An 11,268-nucleotide genomic window follows, 5' to 3' on the forward strand; every position below is an offset into this window, starting at 1 on the left:
AATTATATTTTCATAAGTTGGCACTTTGGGGGGATGGACTGGAGACGTCTTAGCTATTGAACTTCTTAACTGCGGATTCTCTCGACTGTGCCAGCCTCCGCGCTTCGTTCCGGGCTATCATCTGCTCAATCGCGTATTTACGCGCTTTAGAAGCGTTATAGCCTAACTCACCTCCAGGCTTGCCGGGCTTACCTGCATTCGCATCCTTCCAGCCCTGAATGTTGTCCTGGGTGGAACGTTTGGTTTCTTTAATTGCACCTCCGGCTAGCTTCCCGGCACCAAAAGCAGCAGCACCGATACCTACAGCGGCCAGCCCCTGCATGGATACGGTAGCACTCGCCCCGGCCAGTGCTGCGGCCAGTTTTGCGGAGAGATAAACCAATATTGCCGCACAGATACCCGCAAGACAGACTTGTGCTCCTAATTCAACAATTGTTGAACTGTCCGCGACCTTCGTTGCCTTGGTAAGGACTAGGTTTAAATAATTCACTACAATTCTTAAAGAAAGAGCTGAAAGCATAATGGTTAATATGGCTGCAAATATATTTTGTAGCCAGTTATTGAACATGGTGCGGAGAAAACCATACATAAGGCAAAAAATAAATATAGGTGCTGTAATACTCAGTAATAAGATCATGACTTCCGCTATCATGGAAACAAACGCGGTGATAATCATTAAGACGAATATCCCAAGCCAGACATAAAATTGAGCAGTCATTCCCTCATCTTTTATATAAGTGGAATCATCCATGTCGTGTAATGTTTTACCTAACACCTTTGCTTTATTCCATAAGGTGTCTAATAGCTGCCATATACGCCGCTGAAAGCGATATTTCTGCCGGAACAGGCGTTATCCCGATGTTGTTCAGCGCATTACTGATTTCGTTAGTATCAGCCACTAGGTTTTCCAGCGACGGGGAATACACCATGATGGAAAAATGGTGCTTTCCGTAAGCGATTTTCCCCGATGTCAGCAGGTCAAGCGCCACATCCAGATCCAGCCGCTGGGAAACAGCATCGTCATCGGCACTCATCAAAAGGCGACGGGTACGCTTAATGGCTTTCTTCGCTTCCTCGCGTGACATGCAGGTATAGGACTGCGTGATCACGTAATCGCAGGGGGCATAAAGAAGGGAGTCCATCATCCCCGTGGCGGTTTCTTCGGAGAACTCTTTAACCTCCAGCCCCCGGAAATATTGCGTACCGTTGGCGTGGTTTATCTGCCCGGATTCAGCCGAAAAGAACAACGCCGCCGCTCCCATCACGTCATAGGCCGGGGTGCGGGTGACGCGCACCTTTCGCCACTGGTGCGTTAACAGATATTCATAGAAAGCCAGTTGCGACGAAAACACCGCGCTTCCTTCGGTAAACGTACCGAGAGGCCGCGCACCATAGCGCGACAGCGCGGTATCGAGCGTGCTTTTTATTTCCAGCATTTCCAGCAAAGCACCGTCCAGTTCCTTTAGTTTCTGGCTGTCTTTCATCCGTTTGCGTTCTGCTTTTTCAAGGCTGACAAACGGGCGATAGCAGACTGTCAGGAACAGGCGGTTACGCCGGAACACCCCGACAGAAGCGTAGTAAAGACGGCTAACTTCATCGGCATACGGGTTGCCGGAATCTTTATGAAGATTGTCGGTAAACGTATTGCGGTCGTTATGGATATAGAAAGTGACGGGCATACCTTCGAATGAGTGGATTAGCCCGTGTAACTGGTTCGTCCCGAACTGGAGTGATTCGTCAGACTCGCAGTCGAACGGCGTTCCCATCAATTCCCAGGTGCAGTACAGATCGCTTTTAGGTGAGCGAACCACATGCTGATGAATGTGCGATGAGTACGGAATATACTTCTTGATGGTGGCACACTGATTTAGTTTCATGGCGTCGAGAAACTCCTTGATATCAACAGCCTCATGCTCAACGGGCATAAGTGTTGTTGCGCCAAATAAACGGTTTGCTACCGGTTTTCCCTTCACTCTCAGCCAAACGGCAATCAGATTGAACCGCATTGGTTCATTTCTGGTGAGGGATTTCATCACCAGAAATTCGACGGGAAGTAAGAACAGGAGTGCGACGGAAGTCCAGACAGCAACGATGATGGTTACACCCGTGACAGCCAGCAGGGGCACCATAGGCACCCCCCACAGCGCCGCCGGGCGTTTCATTGCCTTGAGCAGCTTTGCCATATGTTCAGCCTCTTAGCTCATCAGCAGAGCGCCGATTTCACTGCCTCCGCCAATTAAAATGCCGCCAATGATGATGTAGCCGCACTGCGACAGGCTCTCGCCTTTCCACAGGGTCTTATAGCCAATCCAGATCACGGCCACGGTGATCGTGATTGCCGCCAGACCATGCAGCCCGGTTGACACTTTTTGCATGACAGTATTTGCCCGCTGAAATCCGTCGGCCAGTGCCGGGGTTGCAGAAAAAGTCGTCAGCGTACAGGCCGAAACGGGGGGGACCACAGCTTTTAGCTTGCGGAAAAGTATCATTATTCCTCCTCCTCACGGGGTGACAGGGAGAAACTCCGGCGCACTGACGGCGCGGAGAACGGTGCGATGAAGATTTTTTCTTGGCGGAGTTTCGCAGGGACGCCACGGACGACGACTCCGGGCCAGATCTCGTGGTGACGGGATGAGTCACTGGCAGGGGCGGTTTTCAGGGGAACGGCAACTGATGATTTGTCCTCACGGGTTCCGGGGACCGCATAGCGGGATGATCCCGGCGGATAACCGATTCGCTGGATATAGCTCGTTCCGGAAAACGCCGTTTCAGGTTGTTGCCCGGTACTGAAATTGCCGGAATAATAACAACTCAGCGCCCTTTTCAGCGTGCCGCCGCGCCGGTAGCAGTCTCTGAGAATGTGTTCGAAGACGGACAGATTGGTACAGGGATCAAGTAGCTCTGTGGCGGACACACCATAATGGCGGAAATTGGTGCTGGTGATTTGCATCAGCCCGACAGAGTAACGGCGATCCTGTGCTGTCAGGCGGCGGAGAATATGCTCTGCATCTCCCCGGCTGGCTGGCAGGTGAGAAATAATGTGTTGATCGCCGAAAGAGGGGCCGGCCTTCGGGACAATCTCAGCGATGGCATAAGGGTTAAAACCGGATTCCACCCGTGCCACGTCGAATGCCGTGGACGGATGAATGCTGGCGGCGCACTGCATGGCTATCGCCAGAAAGGCTGTGGTGGAAAGCATGGTGACCTCAGTAAACAAGTGACATGCAGGGTCTGCTGATACTGCATGCTGTGGGAACAGAATTAAGGGTGGTTACGACACGGTTTCGATGGGGCCCGTATTCTGTGGTGGATTATTTTCCTCCCGGGGCTCAAGCAGGACCAGTTTGCCGGAAACGGCAATACCGGGCGTCAGGACAATATTCAGACCGGATTTACCGTGGTGGGGAAAGGCGACTCCGACCTTTGTCCACCAGGTATTTTTCTCACCCTGAGAGTCCGGATGACTTTCCTGGGCAACATACGCGTAATAAACAGGCTTTCTCATAGTGTCCTCGTTTAATTAAAATTGTTGAAGATGATCTCTTCGATCACATTCCGATCCTGCATTCCGGTTTTAACGGGTCAGCGAGAACATTCAGCGGCACCCTGAATTATGGTTGTGTGACAGCCCGCTCCATATTGTTAAAGAGCATGGTCAGGATGCAGGAGGGGGAATGAAATTTTAACGGGAAAATAAATACCGGAAGGAATGATAAAAAAGTATTTGAAATTAACGTATTACTGGCACGGTGTGTGTGTGCATGAATGATGACGGGCGGGCTGATAATAATATTTGTTGATTATTATCAGGTTAAATTAAACATCCGGAGGAAGACTTTCTTTATATGTCAGATGGGGTTGTATGCTGTCTCTGTGGCTGAATTTGGTAACGACAATAATGTGTAAGGCGTGAAAGACAGGAATACAGTAGTCCCTTTTGTTGTAAGGGACGGTCTTTAATCTGGTTAAACGTTTCCCGGCCACTTAGGCCGATACTTACCGGGCCGGGTGGTGAAATTCGTTTTCATGCCGCAGTGGTATCCGTCTGTACCTGTTGCATAAAAAACACAGAGTTATCTGACATATTTCCAGACATTACCGGGAACCTTATCAAAGTACTGGTTTATTACAATCTCTGCGCGGCGATAATCTGCTGCGGCATAAAGCATTTCAAGCTCATTCCCTGTGAGCTTTTCTTCCATATGCCCGACAACCTTTTCCAGCAGGCTGCCGTCATTTATTTACCGCAGTTTTCTGACGAATTCCATCTTGTTTGCCGGTTTGTTCATGTCTGACCTCTGGTGTACTGACTGTAAAAAAGGATTGCCACAGCAGGAGATGTGAGCAGGTTATTCATCCATGACATGGAGGCACGGGAACCTGAAAACAAGCCGGCTGGTGCATATTAAAATGTGCGGAGCTATTCTCCTCCGCACATACAGATTTAACGTCTGCGTTTCTCCAGTATCGACTGACAGTCAGTACAGGTTGTTACACCCGGCAGCGTCTGACGGCGTTTTTCCGGAATAGCCTTGCCGCAAAATCGACAGTGCTGCAGGGAAGGTGTCGGTGTGGGTCTTAACCGGCTTTGTTCAATCAGTGCTTCTAGGCACCGTTCATTAAACGCCTGATCGCGATCGATTTCATCTGGCACGTTGTATTCTCCTTACCGTGTTCTTTCTTTCGCAATGCGTGATGCAGTTCCAGACAACGGTCAGCGAGGGGGCAGTACACGATGAAAGGTTTTCTGTAACCTGCATCATGGCGTCCAGCGCCTCCGGGGAATCAATGTTTTCGACCCGATATTTTTGCCACTGATGCCAGATTGCAGCATCGGTTTCTTCATCCGGAATGGGTGTTCTCCCGTTTGGAACGGAGACACCGAGTAACCGGCGGCGTGCACAGGTTTCTCTGGAGCCAACCCCGAAATAACGGTTCATCAGTGCGATTGAGCCCCCCAGCCTGACAGCTCTGTTCAGTTGTTCCTGACGCCTGTTTTCCTCGTGGGATGATGCCAGTAATTTTTGCAGGACATCATGGCGGATAGTAATATCGACAAGCGGTAAAGGTGCCTGACTGAGGGTGATAAGATCGTTTATTGATAAGCAACCGAGCAAATTCATTTCATCGTAAGTGAATCCCATAGTTTCGCAGTGATGAATATTTCCTTCCCGTAGCGCCTGAAGAGCAACGGTTAATATAATATGATTCAGGGATGGAAGCATGAAATTGACTCCTTAACTGAATAAGTGCTCAGTAATTCAGCTGAATATTCAGTGAATGGTATAGTTTCATATAGCACAATACCGGGCAGGTCTGAAATATACATGCAGGTGCTTTTTTTTATACCTGCAGGATCGAAGTTTATGAGTGCAGGGATATTAATGTTCATCATCTTCTCCTCATTGCGTCTTTATCGGTCAGATAACTTTTTGTTGATCCACTCGTCAATCTCAGACTCGAGCCAGGCAACACTAGCAGGGCCTATTTTTATTGAACGGGGAAATGCACCCTCTTTCATATAAAGGTATATCTGTGAACGCTTCAGCCCTGTTTTTTGCTCAACCTGTCTGAGGCGTAGTAACTGATAAGATGTCATATATCCTCCTGTGACTGAAATAAACGGTGGCCGGAGAATAAAAAAACACAGTGGAAGCCTGAGAGAAAGCTGGTGAGCCCTAAATAAGGGATGCAAAACCCTTATTTAGGGTTGTCGGCCATTACAAATGGGGATGGTATTAGCCGGATAAGGATGTCGAAGATGGCGAACCACGCTTCAGCGCATTTTTCAGTGTTTCAGCGTCCAGTTTTTCCCCGATGCCATCGTCTGATGCCCATTGTTCAAAAATAGAAAGGAGCTTATAGGGATGATTCAGCAGTGGGCTGATAGTATCATTGTGCTTGCAGGCCAGCCAAAACAGGCGTGATAACGGTGTTGTCATACGGGAAGGTGAAATGGGATGACTCTCCCTTTTTTTGTATAAATTAATTAGTCTTTCGACTTCGGTGTGGCGAATAACAAAACAGGCATCAGGCGGTAATGTATAAAGAGGAAAACACCCATTGTGATTATATTTTATGGTCGTCACTTCTGTTAGTTTTTTTATGACATCTAATGCTGTGTTTTTAGGTAGTCTGGAAATTTGTTTTTCTACGCGTTCTTTCCAACTCATCGTTTCGAAAATTTGAAAAAGCTCCTCTGAAAATCTTACTATAATACCATGGTTAGTTTTTCTTGCCCCCACAATTGGGGAGGGAAATTTAAGTTCACGTGCCAGTATGCGCTGAATCAAAACATATTCATAGCCTATCAGGGGGGTATCTATAATTTGTTGCACAGGACAAACATATCTGGCTTCTGTACAGAGTCTTAAATTTTGACCATAAATAAAACCGTCCCTGTCAAGCATGCATAGTTTATCAAGTAGGTCTCCCTCAAACTGCCTGAATTTTATTTTTCCATTAAAAGTTTGTATCTTCTTAAGTATCACAGGAGACTGGAAATAGACCGATAGTAGGATGTTGCCACTCAAGGCATGACGATAAATATCGCTAGGAGTAATTTTTTGTTTTATGGTTTTGGTAGTGATCTCAACTGCTTCCGTTATAGTGACCCATGTTGACATATAATGAGTTATAAGCAATGGCTGATATTTTTTCGACATAATATTATCTCCTTCTACACAACAATTCGTTCCATTAAGGAAAAAGATTGGTGTCACAAGTATTTATTTATGATTAATCAGAGGGTTTATGACAGAGAAAAGGATGTATATTTCTGAGTGAACATGTACAGGCCTATGGGGTGACTATTTAATGAGTAAATGCCGAATGATTTTCGGGGTGATGATTATAACTTGAGGAAAAATCCCAGCGTGGTTTGAGTAGTGTACCTGAGTGATATTTGTGTTATGTATGCATTGATTGCAGCAGAATAAATATAGTTCAGGCTAGTATAGTTTGTGGTAGCTATGAGAATATATAATCTATTTTACCTATAAAATAATTTATATGTATGGGGTGGTTTTTTTTGTGGCGAATTGGTTTTACTGAACCCTAACTTTTGATTTTTAAGTTTGCACTTATTGATATGTTAATATGATAAATGCTTTATATCAGTTTTACTCTACAGAATTTCAAAAAAATAGATGTGTTAATGACTGTTTTTGCCGATGAAATCTTTGAGTTTTCGAAATTGTTTTGAGTTGAGGGTGTGTAATTGTAAAGGTTTATTAATTCGGGTTGTTTTTTTTAGGTTGTTTGTCTGTGCTTTTATATTCTGGAGATGTGCCTTGTATATAGGATTGTTTGTTGGTTGTATTTTTAATGTTGCACTGTTGTGAATTTTTATTTTGATATGATTATTTCTTTAGTATAAGGAGAGAAAGGAACGAGAAAGTTAAATCTATTTGTCCTAATCGCAATTTCATTGTTTAAATAATCACTATGGATTAATATTTTTTGCGACTCTGCTGAGTTACTGGTTTTAACTAGTGGTGTAAAAGGGATACCTTTTCGGTATCCCTTTTACAATAATCAGAAGAAATCAATTCGCGTATTGATACCGACGGTGCGACCCATATTGACCTGCGCGACGGCGCTGCTGCCGTTCATGTAGCCATAGGTACGGTAACGACGGTCGAACAGGTTATCGACATAGACGGAAATGTTCATCCGTTCAGTCGCCTGCCAGCCCAGGCTGCTGTCCAGGGTGGCATAGGTGCCTTGCCGCAACTGGTTGTCGCCATCGAAATAATGCGGCCCGACCAGATTAACCGCCAGTCGGGGCATCAGTGCGCCATAGCGCGTATCAATCACGCCGTTCACGCTGCTTCCCGCGCCATAACGTGGTACGAACGGCACCCGGTTACCGTGATACAACTCACTGTCATTGGTGAATTCGGAACGGATCACGTTGCCATTGATATCCCATGACCAGCCTGGCGCAAACCGCCACTTCGCTTCAAGCTCAACGCCGGTGGCGTCGGCTTTACCCGCATTGCTTAATGTCTGCATCCCGACCGGGCCAGAGTAAAGCTGCATGTCTTTGGTGTGGGTATAAAACGTCGCGGCTTGCAGCGTGACGTCAGCGGTTTCGTAGCGGGTGCCAAGTTCATAGTTGATGGATTTCTCGGCGACGAACGGTTTGGCATCAAGACCCGCAGTAGGCACGATGTTGTACCCGGAAGGTTTATATCCCTGGGCTACACGGGTATACACTCTCCAGTCATCGGTCAGCATATAGCCTGCGGATAGCTGCCCGAGCACCTGATCGTCATTGCTCTTACCCTGGTCGCCAAACGGGTTGCCGAGCATGCTGCCGTGATATTGTGTACTGGATTTATCATGCGAGAAGCGCACGCCGCCGCCGATATCAAAACGATCGGTTAAATGCCAGGTCAGGTCACTGTATGCGGCCAGCGTTTCAGCGGTGGTATAGCCGGTACTGCTTAAATAAGGCATTGTCGGCATGTCGTAGGCTGAATTTAACTTCTCGCGGGTGTTCTGCCGGTACAGCCCAAACACCATATCAACGGTACGCGCATCGCCCAGGGTTGCGGCGCGCAGCTCCTGCACATCCTGATTCCAGCGCTGAGGCATATTGACGATTAACGAACCGGAAGGGAAGGTGCGCGAATAATGCTGCTGCTGCCAGGCGCTGATCAGGTTGAAAACCCAGTCATCGGTGGTGTATTTCCCACTCAGGGTCTGGCTGTCAGTGCAGCGCCGCATGTACGGGTCTGGTGAACCATCGCTGATCGACAGCTTACGGCCCTTAATATCATTCCATCCCACATAGGCGTCCTGGGTGGCGCGGGTACATTCGCGTGAGGCGGCAAAGCCCATTTCCCAGGGCTGATCGTCCGGCGCCAGACGCAGTTTCACATTCCCTATGCTGGCGCGGGTGCCGCCTAAGTCATCGCTTCCCGTCGCGGGGTTAATCATGTCGCCGTCATCAACCTGGCGTAACAGGGTGACGCTGCCGTACAGCAGGCCATCCTGAATGGGGCCGCTCAGGTTGAACTTACTTCGATAACTGTCGCGGCTACTGACGCCGCCTTCAATATAGCCGCGCGGCGTGCTGTCCGGCTGCTGGGTGACGATGTTGATGATCCCGCCCTGAGCGCTTTTGCCATATAACGTTCCCTGTGGGCCTCGCAGCAACTCCACGCTTTGCACATCGGTAAGCGCCTGGATGGTGTTGGTGGAAAGCTGAGGGACGCCATCGACATACAGGGTGACGGCGGGGTTATAGAAGTCCTGCGCTGAAGAGACGCCGCGTAGCGAGATCGTCGAAAAAAGCATGTTGCCGCTATTTTCAATATTGAGCCCGGGCAAGACTCTGGGGAGTTTGTCGCTGGCGGTGACGCCGGCGTCGCTTAATTCCGGCGCGCTGACAACAGTAGACGAGACGTTGTTGGCTGATGCCGAGCGGGAAGATTGTTTACTGGCGGTAACCACCAGCGTGCTTTCGTCTTGCTGTGAAGTTTGGGCATTAGCAATGGCGGGGAGCAATAATCCCCCCAAGGCCAGAGGATAAAGCCGTGTCATTTTCATTGTTGTGAGTCCCTGTAAGACGGCGAAACGCCAAAAATACCGACAATGGTGAATTGAAAATGATAACTATTTCTAATAGTGGTGCTACCCGAAACGGGTTTATTTCAACCTGTTTCGGGTCGGTTTGCGCTTATTGGGCAGAATGGCGATAACGGTCGACGGCGAGAGCCGTCAGGCGTTTTTTGTCTATCTTGCCGACGGCGGTGAGCGGCCAGTGGTCCAGAAACTCGATTTGGTCAGGAATTTTCCACGCGCTGAGCCCCATACGGGTCAGTTGTTGACGCAACTGCTGATAGTCAGTTGGCACCTGCTGCGCGATGATAAACGCGCAAATCCGCTCGCCAAGCAGCGTGTCCGGCGCGGCGACCACCGCGCAATCTTGCACTTCCGCTAAACGCAGCAGTGCCGATTCCACTTCAGCCGCGGCTATTTTTTCTCCGGCGCGGTTGATCTGCTCTTTTATGCGTCCCTCAACGTGCAGGTTCCCCACCTCATCCAGCCTGACATTGTCGCCTGTGCGGTAAAACCCTTGCGCGGTAAAGGCCTGCGCGTTGTGGGCAGGGGCGCGGTAATAGCCCGAAATGGTATAAGGGCCGCGCGTTAACAATTGCCCGGTTTCGCCCGGCGCGACGTCGTTCTCGTCTTGATCAACGATGCGGATTTCATCCAGAGGGGACAACGGGCGCCCCTGGCTGTGGAGAATGGTGGCATGCGGATCGTCCAGCCGGGTAAAACAGAGCAGGCCTTCCGCCATACCGAAAACCTGTTGCAGGGTACAGTCAAAGGTGGCGATAACCTGCTCAGCAAGCGTCGGGTCGAGCCGGGCGCCGCCTGCCTGAATGACGCGCAGCGACGAAAGGTCGCTGTCTTCCCACTCCCTGGCCTGCACCCATAATTGCGCCAGCGCCGGAACCAGGGCGACGTGAGTCACTCTTTCCTGCGCGATTAAAGGCATCACCTCATCACAGCTGGCGCTGTCGGTCAGCACCACTTTTCCGCCGCAGGCAAGCGTTCCCAGAATACCGGGGCAGGCCAGCGGAAAGTTATGCGCCACCGGGAGGACGGCGAGATACACGCTCTGTTGGCTGATGCCGCACAGTTCAGCAGAAGCGCTGAAGTTATAGCTATAGTCGGCATGTCGGCGCGGGATGAGTTTGGGCGTGCCGGTTGTGCCGCCTGAGAGCAACAACAACGCGGTGGCGGAAACATCAGGCTGCGGCCATGCCTGTCGCTCACCGTGAAGGGAGAAGAGCGGCGTAAAATCGTCGCTCACGGTCTCTCCAGCGACCAGAACATGACGCAAGCAGGCGTGTTTGTGCGCCATCTGTCGGGCCAGCTCTGCGTGGTTTTCCCCGTGAATAACGTAAGCGACGGGTTGCGCCAGCTCAATCAGCGCGTCGATATCCAGCGCCCGTTGCGAGGGCATCGCCAGCACGGGGATAACGCCCAGTCTTAACAAGGCGAACAGCAGGGTAACAAACGCGTTGTCGTTGGGAAGCTGCACAATTACATGCTCCCCCGAACGCAAACCCAGTGATGACAGACCTGCGGCAAGTTCGTCAACTTGTGCATCAAGCGCGCTGTAGGTTAACGACCCCTTTGCATCAACGACGGCAATTCGCGAGGCATAACGGGCCGCCCAGTGGCGCAACTGTTCGGCAATGGGTAAGGGATACTGTTCAATCAGAGATTCAAAGGAAGAATTCATGC

10 protein-coding genes and 3 pseudogenes are annotated in these 11,268 nt (G+C 49.6%); all 13 read right to left on the reverse strand.

The features are described 5' to 3' along the window. Positions 1-49: 49 nt before the first annotated feature. Positions 50-814, reverse strand: a pseudogene (locus tag KB892_RS07695) (type IV secretion system protein); the annotation flags it as partial. Further along, positions 801-2,183 (reverse strand): annotated as a pseudogene (locus KB892_RS07700) (VirB3 family type IV secretion system protein); the annotation flags it as partial. The pseudogenes KB892_RS07695 and KB892_RS07700, both read right to left, overlap by 14 nt. A 12-nt stretch (positions 2,184-2,195) precedes the next feature. Beyond that, complete coding sequence (locus KB892_RS07705) at positions 2,196-2,489, reverse strand: TrbC/VirB2 family protein (protein ID WP_000600171.1); 294 nt, start codon at positions 2,487-2,489, stop codon at positions 2,196-2,198. After that, positions 2,489-3,199 (reverse strand): lytic transglycosylase domain-containing protein, encoded by a 711-nt coding sequence (locus KB892_RS07710; RefSeq protein ID WP_001446637.1) that lies wholly within the window; start codon positions 3,197-3,199, stop codon positions 2,489-2,491. The genes KB892_RS07705 and KB892_RS07710 overlap by 1 nt, the downstream gene beginning before the upstream one ends. Before the next feature lie 72 nt (positions 3,200-3,271). Further along, positions 3,272-3,505 (reverse strand): hypothetical protein, encoded by a 234-nt coding sequence (locus tag KB892_RS07715; RefSeq protein WP_001231171.1) that lies wholly within the window; start codon positions 3,503-3,505, stop codon positions 3,272-3,274. Between the two features lie 568 nt (positions 3,506-4,073). Next, a pseudogene (locus KB892_RS07720) lies at positions 4,074-4,223 on the reverse strand (Hha/YmoA family nucleoid-associated regulatory protein); the annotation flags it as partial. A gap of 221 nt (positions 4,224-4,444) precedes the next feature. Continuing rightward, a complete protein-coding gene (locus KB892_RS07725; RefSeq protein ID WP_001112403.1) occupies positions 4,445-4,654 on the reverse strand; it encodes a TraR/DksA family transcriptional regulator in 210 nt (69 codons plus the stop codon). Next, positions 4,644-5,225 carry a DUF2857 domain-containing protein gene (locus KB892_RS07730; protein WP_000937857.1) on the reverse strand — a complete coding sequence of 194 codons (582 nt, stop codon included), beginning with the start codon at positions 5,223-5,225 and terminating at the stop codon, positions 4,644-4,646. Before KB892_RS07730 ends, KB892_RS07725 begins: the two co-directional genes overlap by 11 nt. Next, positions 5,210-5,392, reverse strand: coding sequence for a hypothetical protein (locus KB892_RS07735; RefSeq protein WP_001309570.1), 183 nt, complete (start codon positions 5,390-5,392; stop codon positions 5,210-5,212). Before KB892_RS07735 ends, KB892_RS07730 begins: the two co-directional genes overlap by 16 nt. Before the next feature lie 21 nt (positions 5,393-5,413). Further along, entirely contained in the window at positions 5,414-5,599 is a 186-nt protein-coding gene (locus KB892_RS07740; RefSeq protein ID WP_000205185.1) for an AlpA family transcriptional regulator, read from the reverse strand. A gap of 139 nt (positions 5,600-5,738) precedes the next feature. Then, positions 5,739-6,665 (reverse strand): hypothetical protein, encoded by a 927-nt coding sequence (locus KB892_RS07745; RefSeq protein WP_000039790.1) that lies wholly within the window; start codon positions 6,663-6,665, stop codon positions 5,739-5,741. 871 nt (positions 6,666-7,536) lie between these two features. Then, on the reverse strand, positions 7,537-9,558 hold the full coding sequence (gene fyuA, locus KB892_RS07750; RefSeq protein ID WP_000784549.1) for a siderophore yersiniabactin receptor FyuA: 2,022 nt from the start codon (positions 9,556-9,558) through the stop codon (positions 7,537-7,539). A 130-nt stretch (positions 9,559-9,688) separates the two neighbouring features. Continuing rightward, a complete protein-coding gene (ybtE, locus tag KB892_RS07755) occupies positions 9,689-11,266 on the reverse strand; it encodes a yersiniabactin biosynthesis salycil-AMP ligase YbtE (RefSeq protein WP_001088826.1) in 1,578 nt (525 codons plus the stop codon). Positions 11,267-11,268: the final 2 nt, after the last annotated feature.

This window comes from Klebsiella sp. P1927, from assembly GCF_018204675.1.
Classification (GTDB): domain Bacteria; phylum Pseudomonadota; class Gammaproteobacteria; order Enterobacterales; family Enterobacteriaceae; genus Klebsiella; species Klebsiella pneumoniae.

Coding starts and splice junctions, on each gene's coding strand:
- KB892_RS07710 (WP_001446637.1), bottom strand. CDS start 3,199: ATGCTTTCCACCACAGCCTTTCTGGCGATAGCCATGCAGTGCGCCGCC.
- KB892_RS07740 (WP_000205185.1), bottom strand. CDS start 5,599: ATGACATCTTATCAGTTACTACGCCTCAGACAGGTTGAGCAAAAAACA.
- KB892_RS07745 (WP_000039790.1), bottom strand. CDS start 6,665: ATGTCGAAAAAATATCAGCCATTGCTTATAACTCATTATATGTCAACA.
- ybtE (WP_001088826.1), bottom strand. CDS start 11,266: ATGAATTCTTCCTTTGAATCTCTGATTGAACAGTATCCCTTACCCATT.
- fyuA (WP_000784549.1), bottom strand. CDS start 9,558: ATGAAAATGACACGGCTTTATCCTCTGGCCTTGGGGGGATTATTGCTC.
- KB892_RS07715 (WP_001231171.1), bottom strand. CDS start 3,505: ATGAGAAAGCCTGTTTATTACGCGTATGTTGCCCAGGAAAGTCATCCG.
- KB892_RS07705 (WP_000600171.1), bottom strand. CDS start 2,489: ATGATACTTTTCCGCAAGCTAAAAGCTGTGGTCCCCCCCGTTTCGGCC.
- KB892_RS07735 (WP_001309570.1), bottom strand. CDS start 5,392: ATGAACATTAATATCCCTGCACTCATAAACTTCGATCCTGCAGGTATA.
- KB892_RS07730 (WP_000937857.1), bottom strand. CDS start 5,225: ATGCTTCCATCCCTGAATCATATTATATTAACCGTTGCTCTTCAGGCG.